At 59.4% G+C, this 19,282-nt stretch carries 23 protein-coding genes; 9 read left to right on the top strand and 14 right to left on the bottom strand.

Translation table 11 applies throughout. The annotated features are described in order from the left end of the window. Positions 1-16: 16 nt before the first annotated feature. Positions 17-454, bottom strand: a complete 438-nt coding sequence (locus QMK51_RS07175; protein ID WP_320393573.1) for a multidrug/biocide efflux PACE transporter — start codon at positions 452-454, stop codon at positions 17-19. An 89-nt stretch (positions 455-543) separates the two neighbouring features. Here QMK51_RS07175 and QMK51_RS07170 point away from each other — a divergent pair, with 89 nt between their 5' ends. After that, entirely contained in the window at positions 544-1,398 is an 855-nt protein-coding gene (locus QMK51_RS07170; RefSeq protein ID WP_320393572.1) for a LysR family transcriptional regulator, read from the top strand. Positions 1,399-1,532: 134 nt separating this feature from the next. Here QMK51_RS07170 and QMK51_RS07165 read toward each other — a convergent pair whose 3' ends face one another. The 3 genes from QMK51_RS07165 to QMK51_RS07155 all read right to left on the bottom strand — a co-directional run bounded on the left by QMK51_RS07165 (position 1,533) and on the right by QMK51_RS07155 (position 3,713). Next, on the bottom strand, positions 1,533-2,768 hold the full coding sequence (locus QMK51_RS07165) for an RNA polymerase sigma factor (protein ID WP_320393571.1): 1,236 nt from the start codon (positions 2,766-2,768) through the stop codon (positions 1,533-1,535). 76 nt (positions 2,769-2,844) lie between these two features. Further along, on the bottom strand, positions 2,845-3,189 hold the full coding sequence (locus tag QMK51_RS07160; RefSeq protein WP_258699454.1) for a YciI family protein: 345 nt from the start codon (positions 3,187-3,189) through the stop codon (positions 2,845-2,847). Between the two features lie 98 nt (positions 3,190-3,287). Beyond that, positions 3,288-3,713 carry a YybH family protein gene (locus QMK51_RS07155; RefSeq protein ID WP_258699453.1) on the bottom strand — a complete coding sequence of 142 codons (426 nt, stop codon included), beginning with the start codon at positions 3,711-3,713 and terminating at the stop codon, positions 3,288-3,290. 140 nt (positions 3,714-3,853) lie between these two features. Here QMK51_RS07155 and QMK51_RS07150 point away from each other — a divergent pair, with 140 nt between their 5' ends. Together QMK51_RS07150 and QMK51_RS07145 are read left to right on the top strand one after the other, a co-directional pair. Continuing rightward, on the top strand, positions 3,854-4,339 hold the full coding sequence (locus QMK51_RS07150) for a GNAT family N-acetyltransferase (RefSeq protein WP_320393570.1): 486 nt from the start codon (positions 3,854-3,856) through the stop codon (positions 4,337-4,339). An 18-nt stretch (positions 4,340-4,357) separates the two neighbouring features. Further along, the gene (locus tag QMK51_RS07145) at positions 4,358-4,963 is read left to right on the top strand and encodes a pyridoxamine 5'-phosphate oxidase family protein (protein ID WP_320393569.1); all 606 of its coding nucleotides are present in this window, start codon (positions 4,358-4,360) and stop codon (positions 4,961-4,963) included. A 24-nt stretch (positions 4,964-4,987) separates the two neighbouring features. Here QMK51_RS07145 and QMK51_RS07140 read toward each other — a convergent pair whose 3' ends face one another. The 3 genes from QMK51_RS07140 to QMK51_RS07130 form a co-directional block, all read right to left on the bottom strand. Further along, positions 4,988-5,476, bottom strand: coding sequence for an N-acetyltransferase (locus QMK51_RS07140; protein ID WP_320393568.1), 489 nt, complete (start codon positions 5,474-5,476; stop codon positions 4,988-4,990). A 101-nt stretch (positions 5,477-5,577) separates the two neighbouring features. Then, positions 5,578-6,066, bottom strand: a complete 489-nt coding sequence (locus tag QMK51_RS07135) for a GyrI-like domain-containing protein (RefSeq protein ID WP_258699450.1) — start codon at positions 6,064-6,066, stop codon at positions 5,578-5,580. 69 nt (positions 6,067-6,135) lie between these two features. After that, on the bottom strand, positions 6,136-6,798 hold the full coding sequence (locus QMK51_RS07130) for a LysE family translocator (RefSeq protein ID WP_320393567.1): 663 nt from the start codon (positions 6,796-6,798) through the stop codon (positions 6,136-6,138). Between the two features lie 138 nt (positions 6,799-6,936). Here QMK51_RS07130 and alaC point away from each other — a divergent pair, with 138 nt between their 5' ends. Then, positions 6,937-8,154 (top strand): alanine transaminase, encoded by a 1,218-nt coding sequence (gene alaC / locus QMK51_RS07125; RefSeq protein WP_320393566.1) that lies wholly within the window; start codon positions 6,937-6,939, stop codon positions 8,152-8,154. A 118-nt stretch (positions 8,155-8,272) separates the two neighbouring features. On the opposite strand, the gene QMK51_RS07120 is transcribed toward alaC, so the two are convergent. Both QMK51_RS07120 and QMK51_RS07115 read right to left on the bottom strand, forming a co-directional pair. Continuing rightward, the gene (locus QMK51_RS07120) at positions 8,273-9,625 is read right to left on the bottom strand and encodes a GntP family permease (protein ID WP_320393565.1); all 1,353 of its coding nucleotides are present in this window, start codon (positions 9,623-9,625) and stop codon (positions 8,273-8,275) included. Positions 9,626-9,706: 81 nt separating this feature from the next. Continuing rightward, positions 9,707-10,240 (bottom strand): gluconokinase, encoded by a 534-nt coding sequence (locus QMK51_RS07115; protein ID WP_320393564.1) that lies wholly within the window; start codon positions 10,238-10,240, stop codon positions 9,707-9,709. Between the two features lie 215 nt (positions 10,241-10,455). Here QMK51_RS07115 and QMK51_RS07110 point away from each other — a divergent pair, with 215 nt between their 5' ends. Both QMK51_RS07110 and QMK51_RS07105 read left to right on the top strand, forming a co-directional pair. Beyond that, complete coding sequence (locus QMK51_RS07110) at positions 10,456-11,487, top strand: LacI family DNA-binding transcriptional regulator (protein ID WP_258699445.1); 1,032 nt, start codon at positions 10,456-10,458, stop codon at positions 11,485-11,487. 64 nt (positions 11,488-11,551) lie between these two features. Then, positions 11,552-12,184, top strand: coding sequence for a glutathione S-transferase (locus tag QMK51_RS07105; protein WP_320393563.1), 633 nt, complete (start codon positions 11,552-11,554; stop codon positions 12,182-12,184). Between the two features lie 180 nt (positions 12,185-12,364). Here QMK51_RS07105 and QMK51_RS07100 read toward each other — a convergent pair whose 3' ends face one another. Continuing rightward, complete coding sequence (locus tag QMK51_RS07100; RefSeq protein WP_320393562.1) at positions 12,365-13,252, bottom strand: LysR family transcriptional regulator; 888 nt, start codon at positions 13,250-13,252, stop codon at positions 12,365-12,367. Positions 13,253-13,351: 99 nt separating this feature from the next. Here QMK51_RS07100 and gstA point away from each other — a divergent pair, with 99 nt between their 5' ends. Further along, positions 13,352-13,954, top strand: a complete 603-nt coding sequence (gene gstA, locus QMK51_RS07095) for a glutathione transferase GstA (RefSeq protein ID WP_320393561.1) — start codon at positions 13,352-13,354, stop codon at positions 13,952-13,954. A gap of 477 nt (positions 13,955-14,431) precedes the next feature. After that, entirely contained in the window at positions 14,432-14,848 is a 417-nt protein-coding gene (locus QMK51_RS07090; protein ID WP_320393560.1) for a GNAT family N-acetyltransferase, read from the top strand. 138 nt (positions 14,849-14,986) lie between these two features. Here QMK51_RS07090 and def read toward each other — a convergent pair whose 3' ends face one another. From def to QMK51_RS07075, 3 genes are all read right to left on the bottom strand, one after another. Beyond that, positions 14,987-15,526 carry a peptide deformylase gene (def, locus tag QMK51_RS07085; RefSeq protein WP_320393559.1) on the bottom strand — a complete coding sequence of 180 codons (540 nt, stop codon included), beginning with the start codon at positions 15,524-15,526 and terminating at the stop codon, positions 14,987-14,989. Then, positions 15,523-16,467 (bottom strand): YihY/virulence factor BrkB family protein, encoded by a 945-nt coding sequence (locus QMK51_RS07080; protein WP_258699439.1) that lies wholly within the window; start codon positions 16,465-16,467, stop codon positions 15,523-15,525. Before QMK51_RS07080 ends, def begins: the two co-directional genes overlap by 4 nt. 170 nt (positions 16,468-16,637) lie before the next feature. Further along, positions 16,638-16,829: a CsbD family protein gene (locus QMK51_RS07075; protein ID WP_320393558.1), complete on the bottom strand. Its 192-nt coding sequence runs from the start codon at positions 16,827-16,829 to the stop codon at positions 16,638-16,640. A gap of 201 nt (positions 16,830-17,030) precedes the next feature. On the opposite strand from QMK51_RS07075, the gene QMK51_RS07070 reads away from it, so the two are divergent. Further along, positions 17,031-17,408 carry a hypothetical protein gene (locus QMK51_RS07070; protein WP_018926454.1) on the top strand — a complete coding sequence of 126 codons (378 nt, stop codon included), beginning with the start codon at positions 17,031-17,033 and terminating at the stop codon, positions 17,406-17,408. Positions 17,409-17,572: 164 nt separating this feature from the next. Here the strand turns inward: QMK51_RS07070 and fadD1 are convergent, their stop codons facing one another. Next, entirely contained in the window at positions 17,573-19,273 is a 1,701-nt protein-coding gene (gene fadD1 / locus QMK51_RS07065) for a long-chain-fatty-acid--CoA ligase FadD1 (RefSeq protein ID WP_320393557.1), read from the bottom strand. Between the last annotated feature and the right edge of the window lie 9 nt (positions 19,274-19,282).

Genomic DNA, 19,282 nt, shown 5'->3' with positions numbered 1-19,282 from the left:
GCTGCGATCTTTGCTTTTACCCTTCGCAAGCCCTGCGCACCAACAGCCGCTCACGCACCACGTCATAGCCCCAGTGGTACACGTAGGTGTACGGCAGGAAGAACAACAGTACGCCGATGTCCAGCAGGAACGCTTGCCACAGGCTGATCTTCAGCCACCAGGCAATCAACGGCACGCCGAACGCGACCAGCCCGCCTTCGAACAACAGCGCATGCATCACGCGCACCCAAGCGTTGCGCACAATGGCAAAGCGCTTGAGCAAGCGGTCGAACAGACCGTTGAAGACCACGTTCCAGGCCAGGGCAAGCGCTGCGATGGCCACGGTCGCCACGCCCATTTCCACCATGGGTTTGTCCATGACCCAGGCCAGCAACGGGGTACAGATCAAAACAGCCAGCAGTTCGAAACCGATGGCCTGGAAAATGCGTTCAGTGATGGATTTTTTGGCGTTCATGGCCAGACTCCCTGAGTGACTGTGGTTGCCATGGTCCACCATCGAACCGATACTTCATAACCAATAACCATCGATCAAGGCGATAGTTCATGGCCTCCCACGAAGTGCTGCTGGCGTTTGTCCAAGCCGCGACTCAAGGCTCGTTTTCCGCCGCGGCGCGCAAGCTCGGCCGCAGTCAGTCGACCATCAGCGCCGCAGTGGCGAGCCTTGAAATCGACCTGAACCTTGCCCTCTTCGACCGCAGCAGCCGCAAGCCAAGCCTGACCCCCGCCGGGCATGTCATGTTGCAACGGGCCGAGGAGATTCTGGCCGCCACCAGCCGTCTGGAAATGACAGCCAGCCAACTGTCCCAAGGGGTCGAACCGAAGCTGACCGTGGCGATTTCCGACACCTATCAGTCCGACCGTTTCGAAGCGGCGCTCAGTGCTTTCGAGCAGCGTTACCCAGACCTGGAACTTGAATGCCTGATCGCCGAATGCGATGACCTGGTGGCCCTGGTGCAACGCGGTCGAGCGCACGTCGCCTTCGCCGAGATGCAGGACAGCTACCCACCGGATCTGGTCAGTTCGACGGTGGACGAGCGCACGGAAATCGCCCTGTTCGTGTCCCCTACGCACCCGTTGGCGAAGCTGAGCGCAGTCGATCAGGACGTGCTGCAGCAGCACCGAGAACTGCGTCTGGCAACGATCGTCAATCCGTATGAAAGCCGAGCGAAGGGGCGTGTCTGGTCGGCGCCGAGTTACTTGATGCTGCTGGAAATGGCTCAGGGCGGGTTTGGCTGGGCACCGTTGCCACGGTGGCTGGTGGGGCGGTTCGGGGCCGGTTCGTTGGTAGAGCTGAAGGTGCGTGGTTGGCCGAAACCGGTGTACGTCGATGCGCTGTGGTCGCGACTGCATCCACCAGGGCCGGCGGGGAGTTGGTTATTGAGCAAGATGCTGGAATAGCGGTGCTGCCATTCGCGAGCAAGCCCGCCTCCACATGGGTTCCATGTCGGGCACCTATTTTCTATACACCGACGATCAAATGTGGGAGCGGGCTTGCCCGCGAAGAGGCCAGCCGCCACGTCGCACACCCATGATCATCCCAACGCCCGGAGCCGTCCCTCGATAAACCGCCGCTCCGGCACCTGCTGTGTCAATTCCAGCGCCCGCTCATACGCCGCACGCGCCTCTTCCACCCTCCCCAACTGCCGGTAAAACTCTGCCCGCGCCGAGTGCGCCAGGTGGTAATCCAGCAACTCACCACGATCCAGAATCCCTTCGATCAACGTCAGCCCGGCCTGTGGTCCATCGCGTTTGGCCAGCGCCGCCGCACGGTTCAATTCGATCACCGGTGACGGCACCGCCCGCAGCAGCACGTCATACAGACCGACAATCTGCGGCCAGTCCGTCTCCGCCGCCGTGGGCGCTTCGGCATGCACTGCCGCAATCGCCGCTTGCAGGCAATAGGGCCCGAAGCGCCGCGTCGTCAGCGCCCGCTCAATCAGGGCGCAGCCTTCGGCAATCAGCTCGGCGTCCCACAGCGAGCGATCCTGTTCATCCAGCACAATCAGTTCACCGCTCGATGAGGTCCTGGCCGGGCGCCGGGACTCATGCAACAGCATCAGCGCCAAAAGCCCCATCACCTCCGGTTCGGGCAACAGGTCCATCAACAACCGACCGAGGCGAATCGCCTCACGCGTCAAGTCTTCGCGGGTCAGTTCGCTGCCGATGGACGCCGAGTATCCTTCGTTGAACACCAGGTAAATCACCCGCAGTACGCTGTCGAGACGCTCGGGCAGTTCCGTCAGGGTGGGCACTTGATAAGGAATTTTCGCGTCACGGATCTTGGCCTTGGCCCGCACGATGCGCTGGGCGATGGTGGCCGGTGCCGAGAGAAAGGCCCGGGCGATTTCTTCGGTGGTCAGGTCGCAGACTTCGCGCAAGGTCAACGGCACTTGAGCGTCTGCCGCCAGTGCCGGGTGACAACAGGTGAAGATCAGGCGCAGGCGATCGTCTTCCACGTCTTCATCACTCCAGTCGGCCTGCTCCAGCGCCTCCAGTTGAGCGATCAACATCGGCCGGGACGCATTAAAACGCGCGCGCCGGCGCAATACATCGATGGCCTTGAAGCGCCCGGTGGACACCAGCCAGGTGCGCGGATTGTCCGGCACACCGTCGCGCTGCCAGCGTTCGACCGCAACGAAGAACGCCTCGTGCAGCGCCTCTTCGGCGAGGTCGAAGTCGCCGAGCAGACGGATCAGCGTCGCCAGAATCCGCCGCGACTCGTCGCGGTAGACCTGCTCGACTTGCGCCCGTACCGATTCGCCCGGCATCAGTCCGGCATGCCTGGGGCCATTTTTCGCTGGACGGATTGCACACTCATAAAAGAACTCCCGTGGTGAGGGTTATTCAGGGATTCAACTGGCGAACGGGCCGCACCTCGACACAACCGACCCGGGCCGCCGGAATGTTGCCGGCGATCTGGAGGGCTTCGTTGAGGTCCTTGGCATCGATCAGGTAGAAGCCGGCCAACTGCTCCTTGGTTTCAGCGAACGGGCCGTCGGTGATCGACATTTTGCCGTTGCGCATGCGCACGGTGGTCGCGGTCTGCACCGACTCCAGCGCTTCGGCGGCGATCATCCGGCCGCTGCCCTGGATCGATTCGGCGTAGGCCATGCACTCGGTGTCGTTGGGGCTTTCGGGCAGTGAGTGCAATTCGTGCTCGTTGCTGTAGACCAGGCATAAATACTTCATGGGGCTCTCCATTTCAGGCGGCTCTGCCGTGACCGAACTGATCAACTATGGCTGTCGATTGGCGCCTTGGCGCTGCTTTCCGATAAACAGCCCGGCCATCAGGGTTGCAGGTTGAACAGCGCCGCGCCATTCGTCATGTCGAACGGTGCCGACCAGTGTTCGTGGACGATCTGCCAAAGCCCCGCTTCCTGCCGGTAGCACGCGGTGACGCGCATCCAGCAGGCTTGGGTTTCACCCTTTTCATTGGTGCCGCCGCAATGCGCCAGCCAGTGAGCGAAAGCGATCTCCTGCGACGGCACGATGTCGATCTCGTGGAACTCGAAAATGTGCGGGCCGGGGCACATCTCCATGCATTCCTGCCAATGCGCACGGTAGGCCGCCTTGCCCTTGAATTGCAGGGCTTTGACGGCATCGAAGGAGACGATGTCGTCGGCGTACAGGGCCATGACCTTTTCCACGTCCTTGGCGATGACCGCCTGGCGATAGTTCTCGATCAGGTTATGGATTTGTGTCTGAGCATTCATGAGGGTTCTCCGTGTTTTTTTGTTGAAGACACCTTTAGTCGACTGGCGAAAAGCCAAATCGACAACCGAAATAAAAATAATCCATGGCGGCAAACTCGCTAGAATCCGAGGCTCATTTCCGTTGGAAAAAGGACACTCCAGTGACAGCCCGACTCGTGCCTTACGAAAGCCTGAACGCCCTGCAGCGCCAACAGGTCGAGGCCATCGAAATCCACGCCGAACAAATCAGATTCTCCGGTGACATCCACGGTGCATTGCACACCTTGCTGTCCAAACCGGGCCCTGGCGTCAAAGGCTTTGCCCTGCTGGTCGAAGAGATTCCAGTGGCCTTCCTGCTGCTCAAGCGCCCGCCGGTGCTGCCGGCCTGGGCCGATGAACACAGCGCCACCCTGCACGCCCTGCAAGTCGATCGCCGCGCCCAGGGCAAAGGTTATGGCAAAGCCTGCCTACAAGCCTTGCCCGAGGTTGCGCGCCAGGCCTGGCCGGAAATCAAAGGGCTGGAGTTGTCGGTGGATGCGGACAATGAGTCGGCCATCGCGCTGTATGCCAAATATGGCTTTGTCGACAGCGGCGAAGCGTACAAGGGCCGGATCGGTTACGAACGGCGGATGGGGCTGGTTTTCTGATTCGTAGAGGGATGAACGATGTTGAATTCAATCGAAGCGCTGGAAGCGATCTACGGCCTGCCCCATGACCGCGCCGTGCGCAAGCAGATCCCGTTTCTGAACGAGGATTATCAGGCGATGGTCCGCGCCTCGCCGCTGGTGATTATCAGCTCGGTCGGCCCCGATGGCATGGACGGCTCGCCGCGCGGCGATACACCGGGTTTTGTGCGGATCATCGATGAACGCACGCTGGCCATCCCGGATCGCCCGGGCAACAACCGCATCGACACCCTGCGCAATGTCGTGCTCGATTCGCGAGTATCGCTGCTGTTCATCATTCCGGGGATAGGCGAGACATTGCGGGTCAATGGCACGGCGCAGATCAGCGCCGAACCCGCGTTGCTGGAGAGTTTTGCAGTCAACGGCAAACCGGCGCGCACGGTAATGCTGGTGACGGTGGAAGCGGCGTACTTCCATTGCTCGAAAGCGATCGTGCGTTCGGATCTGTGGAACCCCGAGCGCTACCTCGACCGCTCTGCCCTGCCGACGGCGGGCGCATTTCACAAACGGCTGAACGACGGACAGTTCGATGCCGAAACCTATGACCGGGAAGCGCCGACCAGAGTGCGCGATAGCCTCTACTGACACAACGCCGCTCCCACACTGGATCTACAGCGTCAACACCATCTCATGCCACGCCATCCCGCCATGGTCAGACGCCGAAGGCTTGATGTAGGCAAAACCAAAACCGGCATACAGCGCAATGTGCCGCTCTTTGCACATCAGGTGGATGCTGGCCTTGTTCAGTGCGCGCATGTGCTGGATGAACTCACTCATCAAGCGTTTCGCCAGGCCCTGCCCTTGGTAGTCCGGATGCACCACCACCGACATGATCACCACGTGCGGGCCGGCCGGGTCGTGGCCGATCAGTTCCTTGAACGCCTCGTCCGACATCTCCACCTCAAACGCCGCACCGGAATTGATGAAGCCGGCTACCACCCCATCCACTTCAGTCACGATGAAGCCCTCGGGCCAGGTGGCGATGCGGGTGGCGATTTTCTCGCGGGTGGCGGCTTCGTCGCCTTCGTAGGCAACGGTTTCGATGGCGTAGCAGCGGTCCAGGTCAGCGGCGGTGACGTGGCGGATGACGGTGTTCATGGCAACTCGGAATCGGCGGGAGAAAGGCTGGGATCATAAATTAACAAGGTGTTCATATCGATCAGAAAGGCGGACCGCCGATCCGCCCCTCGCCCCCTTCGTTACGCTTTGATCGGCAGCCAGATTTCCAGCACGCCGGTATTGAGCTTGGGGTTGAAATCGTCGCTGTAACGTTCGAACTCCGGGGCATCCGCCGCCTCGCGACCGGACTTCGGCAACCAGGTTTCCCGGATGTACTGAAAGGTTTGCGGCAGCGTATCCAGCGAGCCCTTGTGCTTGAACACCGCGTAATACTGGGGCTGAATCTCGACCCAACGGTATTTCTCGGGCAGGTCGTCGAGCTTGCTGATCTCGACGCCGGCGATGTATTCGAAACCGCCCTTGTCGTCTGAGTTGCAGCAAACGCCGTAGGTCACTTCGTCAATTTGCCCGGGTACATTGCCAATGTGGGGGACGAATTGATCCCACAGCTTGGGAATCTGTTTTTTGGCCGTCGCTTGGGTAAGTCGTCCGCCAAGCCCCGCTATGAGCATGAAGTGCCCGTGTTCGAAGCGTGGCTCAGCCTGATCATCGCGTGTTTGCTCATCCATGACTCGACTCCTGGGAACGAAAAAGGTGGGTTCGGCTGGGAGTATAGAGGCCAAACCCGATTCGCCCAGTCAGAGCCCCGGAAGCTGCCCGGCGGCGGGCGCACCGAAAAACTCGTTGTAGCCCGATAGAATCACGTAGACCGCGAAATAGCAGAAGATCGCGGCCGATGCCATATAGGAATAACGCAACAGTTTGTCACCGAGCAACTTGCCGCCATGGCTCGCCGCGAAGCACAGCGTGACGCACCAGAGAATCCCCGCACAGAGAAATCCACCTAGAAACAACACCGAGCTGAGAGTGCCCCCACCACCGGAACGGGCAATCAGGGTGCCACCCACCGCCGCGAACCAGAGAATCGCACTGGGCGACGACATGGCGAGGAAAATCCCCCGCAAGAACTCCTTGCGATGGGAGTTGTGGCCAACTTCGGCGGTCTCGGCCAACACAGCATTGTGATAGATCGCCGAATGAATCATTTTCGCCGCGAAGTACAGTAGCAACGCCGACCCACCGATCCACAACACCCAACGCACGGTTTCGTACTGCAGCAATACGGTCATGCCGGCCAGTGCCAGCACCGCGTAAATCAGGTCGCCGACACAAGTCCCCAGCCCCAGGGCAAAGCCTTGAAAATAGCCGCGCTGCATCGCCAGCGTGATCATCGCGATATTGGCCACGCCGATGTCCAGGCACAGCGAAAGGCTCAGCAGGAAGCCACTGGTAAATTCCATCGACCATTTCCTTGGGAAAAATTTATTGATGCGCAGGCTAGACAGTTTGCCACGACTGCCCTTACATTCCGCCACAGGCCACCGCAGTGGCCAGCGTCGCTCGGACGGTTCCGGGCGCTTACGTTATCCGAGGCAACAATGGCCGAACAAGGTTCCCCGCGCCGCTTTGCGCGCATCGATCGACTCCCCCCTTACGTTTTCAACATCACTGCCGAGCTGAAGATGGCCGCCCGTCGTCGTGGCGAAGACATCATCGACTTGAGCATGGGCAACCCCGACGGCGCCACGCCGCCGCACATTGTCGAAAAACTGGTCACCGTCGCCCAGCGCGAAGACACCCACGGCTACTCCACGTCCAAAGGGATTCCGCGCCTGCGCCGCGCGATTTCCAACTGGTATAAGGATCGCTACGAGGTCGACATCGACCCGGAAAGCGAAGCCATCGTCACCATCGGTTCCAAGGAAGGCCTGGCGCATTTGATGCTGGCCACCCTCGATCAGGGCGACACCGTGCTGGTGCCAAACCCGAGCTACCCGATTCACATCTACGGTGCGGTGATTGCCGGTGCCCAGGTGCGGTCGGTGCCGCTGATCCCTGGCGTGGACTTTTTCGCCGAGCTGGAACGGGCGATTCGCGGCTCGATCCCGAAACCGAAAATGATGATCCTCGGCTTCCCGTCCAACCCCACCGCCCAGTGCGTGGAGCTGGACTTCTTCGAGCGGGTGATCGCCCTCGCCAAACAGTACGACGTTTTGGTGGTGCACGACCTGGCCTACGCCGACATCGTCTACGACGGCTGGAAAGCCCCGTCGATCATGCAGGTGCCCGGCGCCAAGGACATTGCGGTGGAGTTTTTCACCCTGTCCAAGAGCTACAACATGGCGGGCTGGCGCATCGGTTTCATGGTCGGCAACCCGGAACTGGTCAGCGCCCTGGCGCGGATCAAGAGCTACCACGACTATGGCACCTTCACCCCGCTGCAGGTCGCGGCCATCGCGGCGCTGGAAGGCGATCAGCAGTGCGTCAAAGACATCGCCGAGCAGTATCGGCAGCGTCGCAACGTGCTGGTCAAAGGCCTGCATGAACTGGGCTGGATGGTCGAAAACCCGAAAGCGTCGATGTACGTCTGGGCCAAGATTCCCGAGGCTTATGCACACATGGGCTCGCTGGAATTCGCCAAGAAGCTGCTGGCCGAGGCCAAGGTCTGTGTCTCACCGGGTGTGGGATTTGGCGAATATGGGGATGATCATGTGCGCTTCGCGCTGATCGAAAACCAGGATCGGATTCGTCAGGCCGTGCGCGGGATTCGCGGGATGTTCCGGGCGGATGGGTTGGTTCAGAAAACCAACAGCTAACACAAAGCACTGTGGGAGCGAGCCTGCTCGCGATGAGGGCTTAACATTCAACGAAGATGTTGAATGTAAGTCCGCCATCGCGAGCAGGCTCGCTCCCACATTTGGTTTTGCGGTGTGTTTAGACGAACAGCGACAACAGCAGGATGAAGCCCAGTCCCACCACGGACAGAATGGTTTCCATCGCGGTCCAGGTCTTGAAGGTTTCCGCCACGGTCATGTTGAAGTACTGCTTCACCAGCCAGAAACCTGCGTCGTTGACGTGGGACAGGATCAACGAACCGGCACCGGTCGCCAGCACCAGCAGCTCACGGTTCACACCCGGGATCATCCCCACTACCGGCACCACAATGCCCGCGCCAGTAATGGTCGCCACGGTCGCTGAACCCGTCGCGATACGAATCACCGCCGCCACCAGCCAGGCCAGCAGGATCGGCGAGATCTGTGCGTTCACCGCCATGTGGCCGATTACGTCACCCACACCGCTGGTCACCAGCATCTGCTTGAAGCCACCACCGGCACCGATGATCAGAATGATCGCGGCGGTCGGTGCAAGGCTTGCATCCAGCCATTTCATCATTTGGCTGGAACCGATGCCCTGCTTGTAGCCGAAGGTATACAGCGACAGCAGCAATGCCAGCAGCAACGCCGAAATCGGGTGACCGATCAGGTCCATGAAGGTGCGGAAGAAGTTGCCGTCTGGCAGCACTACATCGGCAAAGGTCTTGAGCAGCATCAGGAACACGGGTGACAGCACAGTGATCAGGGTGATGCCGAAGCTCGGCAGATCGGCTGAACCCTCATCGCGCGCCAGTTGATCCACCAGCTCCTGGTTCGGATGACCGGGAATGTGCTTGGCAATGAACGTGCCGTAGATCGGACCGGCGATAATAGCGGTCGGCAACGCAACGATCAGACCGTACAGAATGGTTTTACCGATGTCGGCACCGAACACACCGATGGCCAGCAGCGGACCCGGGTGCGGCGGCACCAGGCCGTGTACCGCGGACAAACCAGCCAGCAGCGGGATACCGATCTTGATGATCGACACGCCAGTGCGACGGGCCACGATGAACACCAGCGGAATCAGCAGTACGAAGCCGATTTCGAAGAACAGCGGAATGCCGACCAGGAACGCGGCGAACATCATCGCCCACTGCACCTTGTCCTTGCCGAAGGCGCGAATCAGCGTCTGCGCAATCTGATCCGCACCGCCTGATTCGGCCATCATTTTGCCGAGCATGGTGCCCAGCGCCAGGATGATGCCTACGAAACCAAGCACGCCACCGAAGCCGTCCTGGAACGCCTTGATGATGGTGCCGATCGGCATGCCGGACGTCAGCCCGAGGAAAGCGGCGGCGATGATCAGTGCGAGGAATGGGTGCAACTTGAACTTGGTGATCAGGACGATAAGTCCGATCACCGTGACCACTGCGTCTAGCAGCAGAAACGTCTCGTGGGACATGCCAAACATTAGGGGTGTCTCCTGGTTGTTGTTGTTATTAAAGCGGTTATTCAGAAGCCGTCAGGACAGCGCTATCTCTTGGAGCAAAACTCAACTGGCGAGTTTCAAGCCATGATCGAGCCACCAGGCATGCGCCTGCTTCGCCAACTCATCGACGCTGTGGCTCGAAGCATCCAGAGCCAGGGTCAGGGGCTCACCAACGGGCGATTCAAGTGTGGCGAACTGGCTGTCGATCAAGGTCGACGGCATAAAGTGGCCCGGCCGATGAGACACACGATCAGTGGCGACTTCGGGGGTCAGCTCAAGGAAAACGAAGCCCAGGCCCGGCAAGGCACTGCGCAAGCGTTCGCGGTAACTGTGTTTGAGGGCCGAGCACGTCAGCACCGGGCGCTCGCCTTGGGCGTCGACGCGGCGCAGTTCATCGCACAGGCTGTCGAGCCAGCCGGCACGGTCTTCATCGTTCAGGGGGATACCCGCGCTCATCTTTTCGATATTGGCGGCAGGGTGGAAAGTGTCGCCTTCAATGGCGGTCGCGCCGCTGAGCTGGCACAGGGCCTGGCTGACGCACGTCTTGCCGCAACCGGCAACGCCCATGATGACCAGGGCGGTGATGGGATGATTCATGTAACACCTCTGCGCGCAGACAGCGCTACCTTTGCTACATAAAACGCTAGTGCAAAAGCAGAAGTTGCCGACGCCTTCTTGTCATTTTTGTGGGTTGCAGCATGTTCGTTCTCGATGCCGAAAAGCGAGGATCAGGCAAACCCCGCTCACGCATTTGCAGCTGCGTCGAGACAGCGCTACCTTAGTACCTTGAATTTTGTTTGGCAAGCCGTCCGATGATGACCCCTAAAAACGATAAAAATACTCGCACCACTGGCCGCCCTACCCTCAACGAAGTCGCGCGCCTGGCCGGTGTCAGCCCGATTACCGCGTCCCGCGCCCTGCGCGGCGTCAGTACGGTGGCCACCGAACTGGTGGAAAAAGTCCAGAAGGCCGCCCTCGACCTGAACTACGTGGTCAACCCCGCCGCCCGCGCCCTGGCCTCGGCCCAGAGCCATTCAGTAGTGGTTTTGGTGCCGTCGTTGTCCAACCTGCTGTTCATCGACACGCTGGAAGCCATTCATCAGGTTTTGCGACCGAAGGGCTTCGAAGTGCTGATCGGTAACTTCCACTACTCCCGTGACGAAGAAGAAAACCTGCTGCGCAATTACATGGCTTATCAGCCTCGCGGCTTGCTGCTGACCGGTTTCGATCGCACCGAAAGTTCGCGGCGGATGATCGAGGCCAGCAACATTCCCTGCGTCTACATGATGGAACTGGACAGCGCGGCCGGGCTCAATTGCGTCGGCTTTTCGCAAGTCGCCGCCGGCGAAACGGCGGCCGAACATTTGCTTTCCCGCGGTCGCAAACGCCTGGCCTACATCGGTGCGCAGCTGGACCAGCGCACGCTGCTGCGGGGTGAAGGTTTCCGCCACGCGCTGCAAAAGGCCGGTTTGTATGATCCGGCCCTGGAAGTGCTGACGCCACGCCCCTCCTCCGTCGGCTTGGGGGGCGAGCTGTTTTTGCAATTGATGGCCAGTCATCCGCAGGTCGACGCGATCTTCTTCGGCAACGACGACCTGGCCCACGGCGCACTGCTCGAAGCCCTGCGCTGCGGCATCAAGATCCCCGAACAAGTGGCTATCCTCGGCTTCAACGATCTGCCAGCCTCGGCCCACATGGTCCCGCGCCTGAGCAGCATCAGCACTCCGAGAGAAGCCATTGGCCGTCGCTCGGCGGAGTTGATGCTGACCTTATTAGCGGGCAATTCGGTGGCCAAACCGGTGCAGGACATGGGGTTTGAGTTGAAGGTGCGCGAGAGCACCTGATACACGATTGTCCCGTTGCTCGTGCTAGATTCCCGGCACCTGGAACAGCAAACGGAGAAGCTCAATGGGACATACGCTGAAGATTTTGGGTAGGGCCTCTTCAATCAACGTCAGAAAAGTCCTGTGGGCGTGCGACGAGCTGGGTGTTTCCTACGAACGGGAGGACTGGGGCAGCGGTTTTGCATCGACCCGGAGTCCGGAATTTCTCCAGCTCAACCCCAACGCACAGGTGCCGGTACTCATCGACGAAGCCGGCGTGCTGTGGGAATCCAATACCATCTGTCGCTATCTGGCCGGCAAATACCAAAACACCGACCTGTTGCCCATCGAGCCGGCGGCGCGCGCTCGCGTGGAGCAGTGGATGGACTGGCAAGCCACCGAACTCAATCCGTCTTGGGGCTACGCCTTTTTTGCGCTGGTCCGGCAATTGCCGAACTTTCAGGACGCACAGCGGATCGCGGATGGCGTTCGCGGCTGGAACGCGAAAATGGGCATCCTCGAACAGCAACTCGCGGCGACCGGCGCGTATGTCGCCGGCCCACGCTTCACCCTGGCCGATATCCTTATCGGCTTGTCGGTCAACCGCTGGCGGATGACCCCGATGGAGCGCCCGGACTATCCCGCCGTCGAGGCCTATTGCCAACGACTGGCGCTGCGGCCGGGGTTCATGGCACACGGCTGTAATGGCGTGCCTTGATTGCACCTGAACGATTTACCCGGTAATGCCAATCAATTAAGTGAGGCACAGAACCTGTGGGAGCGGGCTTGCTCGCGGAAGCGGTGTATCAGGCGACATCAATGTTGATTGACGTGGCCCCTTCGCGAGCAAGCCCGCTCCCACATAGATCGCACTTGACTGACCGGTACTCCCCCATGACTAGTCAGGCGATAGCGGATGTTCCGCAAGCATCCCCAACAGCGCCAGCACCGCTGCCGAAGGTGCTTTGTCGGGCGCGACCACCAAGGCAAACTCGCGATCGATGCGCGGTGTCACCGGCACTATCCGCAGGCCCTGGCGATTAGCCGGCAGGGTCATTTCCGGTACCAGGGTCACGCCGATGTTTTCCCGCACCAGGGTGAACGCACTGCTCCACTCACGCACCTCGGCCCGCACATCCAGCAGATGCAACCCGGCATCGGCAGCCAGGCTGCGGGCATTGGTCGAACACCCGCCCGTGGCCAGCACGAACGGTTGCTCCGCCAGTTCCGCCAGCGAGAGGCCCTCTTCATTCGAGCGGCGCGCCAAGGGATGGCCACCGGGCAGAACCGCCACCCAGGCATCACGCCCCAAGCGACCGGCATTGCGCGCTGGCGCCGGGTTCAACACTACGCCGACATCCACCAACCCGGCACCGAGCAACGTTTCCACTTCATCGTCGCTGACCTCCAGCGCCACCACATGTACACCGGGGTAAAGCCGATTGAACTGGCGCAACAGCGGCGGCAGGAAGGTCGCCAGCACCATAGGGAAACTGGCCAGACGAATCGTCCCGCGCTGGATGCCTCTAGCGGCCTCGACGGTGCTGCGAATGTTTTCCAGGGCGCCAAGCATGGTTCGCGCCTGTTCGATCACAGGCAAGCCGATGGCGGTCGGCAAGGTCTGGCGGTTTTCCCGGCTGAACAGCTGAACACCCAGGTTTTCTTCGATCAGTGCCAGCGCCTGACTGGCACCGGACTGGGTCATGCCAACCCGCTCGGCGGCCCGGGTAATGTTGCCGGTATCGGCCACCGCCACCACCATTCGCCAGTGCATCAGGTTCATCATGGCAGTAGCTTTCCTAATGGCAGTTTTCTGAAAGATTAATTTTACCGAGTGTGCCGCGCACTATGACACTGGCGCAAATCCGCAACCAGAGCCCTGCCCATGAAGTTGTATTACGCCCCACAAGCCTGTTCATTGGCGCCGCACATTGTGCTGCGCGAACTGGAGCTGCCGTTCGAGTTGGTCCGCGTCGACAACAGCACCAAGAAAACCGTCACCGGTGATGACTTCCTCGCCATTAACCCCAAAGGCTACGTCGCGGCGTTGCAACTGGATAACGGTGATGTGCTGACCGAAGGCCCGGCGATCTTGCAATACCTGGCGGATCTGCGGCCCGAGGCGAACCTGGCACCGGCGAATGGAACGTTCGAGCGGGTGCGTTTGCAGGAATGGCTGAATTTCGTTTCGACCGAGATTCATGGCGGGCTGGGTTGGCTGTTCAATTCACAGTTTCCGGATGAGGTAAAAGTGCTCATCAAAGAGAAGCTGTTCAAGCGTTTTGCCGTGCTGTGCCAGACGCTGGAGGGGCAGGATTATTTGATGGCCAACGGATTCAGCATTGTCGATGTGTATCTGTTTACGGTGTTGCGCTGGACGCAGCTGTTTGGCATCGACTTGAATCAGTGGCCGGCGTTAGCGCGGTTTCAGGCCAGGGTTGATTCGCGGCCAAGCGTGAAAGCGGCGTTGGCTGCGGAATTGGTGTAAGGCTTGAGATCATTCGCGAGCAAGCCCGCTCCCACAGGGTTCATTGGCAATCAATGAAACGGATGCCGCGGGCTGTCAGGCGTTGGCGCAAAGTTGCGATTTCTTCACGGTGGGCAGCATCGAAGTAATGGGGCATGGCTTTGCTCAGAACAGGAACCAGTCCCCCTCTGTGCAATGGCGCAGGGATTTCTTGCGGATTGTTTGGTTATTTCGATAGACGTAAAAAACAGGAGCCCGAGAACTCGGGCTCCGTTGACGCGGGATCAGTGGCCGAACACATCCACCTTCTTGGCCTTCTTGTCCGCACGTTTCTCAATGGCGGTTTTCGCCGGTTTCTTTTTCGCCGCTTTCTTTGAATCCATGCCTTTGGCCATGATACGTACTCCACTCATACGGGATGTGAGATCAGGTATACACCTATCCCCGCGCTGGCGTTCTTTTATAATAGCCCGCTTTGCGTACCGACAGTCCGAGCCCATGCCCAACACCCAGTACACCTTGCTCGACGAGCCGTTATGGCCGTTGATGAACAAGTTTTACCGCGCCCACCAATCGTCGATGAAAGCGGTCCGCGACGCACGGCTATGGGTCGCAAAACGCGAAGAGATCATTGCCGCGTTATGTTTGCGGCCGGTGGCCGGTGGGCATTGGCTGACCGGGTTGTTCGTCGCCCCCAGCTGTCGCGAGCAAGGCGTCGCCGCGGCGTTGATCGCCCATGCGGTCAAGCACGTCGAAGAGCCGGTTTGGCTGTTCTGCCATCCGGATTTGCGTGATTTTTATGAGCGTCGAGGTTTTACTTTCGACCCGCCCCTGCCCTACGCCATGGCCGAACGGTTGAGCCGATATGCGCGCAGTAAACCGATGATTGCGATGGGTTTGGAACCGAAGCACTAGAGACCTGTGAAGATTAAATGTGGGAGCGAGCCTGCTCGCGATAGCGGTGTGACAGTCACCATCAATATTGACTGTCAGGGCCTCATCGCGAGCAGGCTCGCTCCCACATTGGTTTTGCGGTGGATTCGAAGGACGGGGTCAGTCGTCCGCCGCTGGGTCCAGGTCCGGAAACATCACCTCGGTGAACCCGAACTTGCTGAAATCACTGATGCGCGACGGGTATAACCGGCCGATCAGGTGATCGCATTCATGCTGCACCACCCGCGCATGGAACCCCGAGGCAATGCGCACGATTGGCTCGCCCTTGGGATCGAAGCCTTCATAACGAATCTGCTGATAACGATCCACCGCGCCGCGCAGGCCCGGCACCGACAGGCACCCTTCGAATCCCTCTTCGAGGGTCGGGTTCAAGGGCGTGATCAGTGGATTGATCAGAATCGTCTGCGGCACTGCTTCGGCGTCCGGATAGCGCTCGCTGTGCTCGAAACCGAAGATCACCAGTTGCAGGTCGACACCGATCTGCGGCGCGGCCAGGCCGACTCCGCCGACACTTTCCATGGTCTGGAACATGTCGTCGATCAGGTGCCACAACTCGGGGCTGTCGAACATTTGCGCCGGCACCGGCGGGGCAATGCGCAGCAGGCGTTCATCACCCATTTTCAGAATTTCACGGATCATTTGATGACTTCGTCGGTGGTCGGCTTGAGCGAGTGATCCCGTCCCAGTCCCGAAACGTGGTGTTTGGGTTCTTCGGGCACTATTTCGCCAGGCTTCTTGCCTTCGGACGACATGTGCTCGATCACCGCGTTCATTTCCGCGCCGAGCAACAGCACCGCGGCGGAAATATAGAAGTACAGCAGCAACACGATGATCGCGCCGATACTGCCATACATGGCGTTGTAGTTGGCGAAGGTTTTGACGTAAAGACCGAAGCCCAGCGAGGCGACGATCCACACCACCACGGCCAGCACCGAACCCGGGGTGATGAAGCGAAACTCTTGTTTGACGTCGGGCATGACGTAGTAAATCAGTGCCACGGCCATCATCAACAGAATCACGATCACCGGCCAGCGCACAATGGTCCAGACGGTCACGATGAAATCTTCGAGGCCCACTTGCGAAGCGATCCAGGCCATCACCTGCGGCCCGAGCACCATCAGCGCAGCGGCGGCCAGCAGCATGCCGGCGATGCCGATGGTGTAGAAAATCGACAGTGGAAAACGCTTCCAGACCGGGCGACCTTCGACCACGTCGTACGCGGCGTTCATCGCGCTCATCATCAGCCGCACACCGGCGGACGCGGTCCACAGGGCGATCACGATACCCACCGAGAGCAAACCGCCCTTGGATTGCTGGAGCTGGTCGATCACCGGGTTCACCTGCTCCAGCGCCTGGGGCGGCAGGACCAGTTCCGATTGCAGGCGCAGCCAGGAGAAGAAGTCCGGCAAATGCAGAAAACCGATCAGGGCGATCAGGAACAGGATGAAAGGGAACAGCGAGAACAGCATTTGATAGGCCAGCGCCGAGGCATAGGTCGACATCTCGTCGGCGACGAACTCGGTGACCGTGCGCATCATCACGCGATGCAAGGGCAAACCTTTCATGGTCGGAAAAAACATTAGCGTCTCCTTTCGCCGCAAAAAGGTTGAAGTCATGGCGACTCAGGGGCCGTTTTCTACAACAAAGTAGCCTACTTGGCGACTTTGAAACAATTTCATTGCTCAAGTTCAAGCTGACACAAAAACGGCCATCCGCGGATGGCCGTTTCTGTTACTCGTCAAAGGTCGGATTATGCCTTGTCGATACTTTTTTTGAGAGCATCCTTGGCTTTGCCGATCGCTTGCTGGGCTTCGCCTTTCTTTTCCTGCACGACGCCTTCGGCGCGCAGCCTGTCGTTACCGGTGGCCTTGCCAACGCCTTGCTTGACGTTGCCGGCCGCTTCGTTTGCCATGCCTTTAACTTTATCGCCAGTGCTGCTCATGGTATTTCTCCTGTGAACATTTCAACGGGGAAAGTCGTTACATAACGGTGGACCGAAAGCCTTTGCACGGAGTTTCATTTATTTCCCAACAGAACATTTCATCGCTCCAGGCAGGTTAGGCTTTATGTTTGCAGGCTTTGCCCCGAGAATGCGCAACGTATTCAGGCCATGGCGCTGAAGATCCAATCCCGTAGGAACGTTATGAAACTCGATAAAAAGCAGGCCATTGCCCGCAGAAACCAGGAACTTGGCGGTGCTGTGCTTGGCGTCAACAACTGCCATTTCACCGAATTGAACCGTAACCGCAACATTTTCTGGTTCGATATCCCGGTCGCGCGGCTGGCCATTGGTCAGTACGAATGGATTCACTTGCTGATGCACACCCCGGATACCGACGAACTGCTGCACCTGAAAGTGCCGACGGTGTTCCTGCGCGAGAAGCTCGAAGGCCTGGTGGTGCGCAACCAGGGCAAACGCAAAGCGGCCCTGAGCCTGGAACTGAGTGCCGACAAGGACTCGTACCTGCAAGACATGCGCCCGGCGGGCACCAACGTCAATTTCGCGCAGTTCCGTCAGTAACCCAAAAGCATCGCGAGCAGGCTCGCTCCCACATTTAACCGAGTTCCTTCAGAAAGAATGCGATCACATGTGGGAGCGAGCCTGCTCGCGAAGGCGGCCTGACAGGCGCTGAAAATGCCCTGGCCAGAAACAAGAAGCCCCGCATCTGCGGGGCTTTTGTTTGATCAGGCGCCTACTTTCTTCACGCCCAGTTTCTTCAGCTCTTCGTCGCGCAGTTCGCGGCGCAGGATCTTGCCGACATTGGTGGTCGGCAGTGCGTCGCGGAACTCCACGGCTTTAGGCACCTTGTAGCCGGTGACATTGGCGCGCATGTGCTCCATCACCTGTTCCTTGGTCAGGGTCACGCCCGGTTTGGCGACGATGAAGATCTTGATCGCCTCCCCCGACTTCTCGTCCGGCACGCCGATGGCCGCGCATTGCAACACGCCCGGCAGGGTCGCCAGCACGTCTTCCAGCTCATTGGGATACACGTTGAAACCGGAGACCAGGATCATGTCTTTCTTGCGATCGACAATGCGCATGTAACCGTCCGGCTGGATCAGTGCGATGTCACCGGTCTTCAACCAGCCTTCGCTGTCGAGTATTTCATCGGTGGCTTCCTGACGCTGCCAGTAGCCCTTCATCACTTGCGGACCTTTCACACACAATTCACCGATGGCGCCCAACGGCTGTTCAACGCCTGCATCGTCGATGACTTTGCACAGAGTCGACGGCACCGGAATACCGATGGTGCCGATCTGAATGTTCTGGCTCGGGTTCACCGTGGCCACCGGGCTGGTTTCTGTCATGCCGTAACCTTCGCAGATCGGGCAACCGGTGACCGCTTTCCAGCGTTCGGCCGCGGCCAGTTGCAAGGCCATGCCGCCGGACAGGGTGATTTTCAGGCTCGAGAAGTCCAGTTTGCGGAACGCTTCGTTGTTGCACAACGCGACGAACAGCGTGTTCAGGCCGACGAAACCGCTGAACTTCCACTTCGACAGTTCCTTGACCATCGCCGTCAGGTCGCGCGGGTTGCTGATCAGGATGTTGTGGTTGCCGATCAGCATCATCGACATGCAATGAAAGGTGAAGGCATAGATGTGGTACAGCGGCAGCGGCGTGATCAGGATCTCGCAACCTTCATTGAGGTTGGAGCCCATCAGCGCCTTGCACTGCAGCATGTTCGCCACCAGGTTGCGGTGGGTCAGCATCGCGCCCTTGGCCACGCCGGTGGTGCCCCCGGTGTATTGCAGCACGGCAACGTCGCTGCTGGCCGGGTTGGCTTCAGCCACTGGCTGGCCATGGCCCTTGCGCAGCACGTCGTTGAATTTGATGGCCTTGGGCAAGTGATACGCCGGAACCATCTTCTTCACGTACTTGATGACGCTATTGACCAGCAGACGCTTGAGCGGCGGCAAGAGGTCGGCCACTTCAGTGACGATCACATGCTTGACGCCAGTCTTCGGCACGACGGTCTGTGCCAGGTGCGCCATATTGGCCAGGCAGACCAGGGCTTTGGCACCGGAGTCGTTGAATTGGTGTTCCATTTCCCGCGCGGTGTACAGCGGGTTGGTGTTGACCACGATCAGCCCGGCGCGGATAGCACCGAAGACGGCGACCGGGTATTGCAATACGTTGGGCAGTTGCACGGCGATTCGATCGCCGGGTTGCAAATCGGTATGCTGTTGCAGGTAAGCAGCAAAGGCACCGGACAATTCGTACAGTTCACCGTAGGTGATTGTCTTGCCCAGGTTGCTGAATGCCGGTTTGTCAGCGAAGCGTTGGCAGGATTGCTTCAACACTGCCTGAATATTCGGATACTCGTCTGGATTGATCTCGGCAGCAATTCCAGCTGGGTACTTATCCTTCCAAAAGTCTTCGATCATGGAAGCCCA

Origin of the sequence: Pseudomonas sp. P9_31 (assembly GCF_034008235.1) — a bacterium.
In the GTDB taxonomy this organism is placed as follows: domain Bacteria; phylum Pseudomonadota; class Gammaproteobacteria; order Pseudomonadales; family Pseudomonadaceae; genus Aquipseudomonas.
The sequence above is the reverse complement of the archived record's forward strand: the minus strand, read 5'-3'. Positions and strand labels throughout refer to the sequence as shown.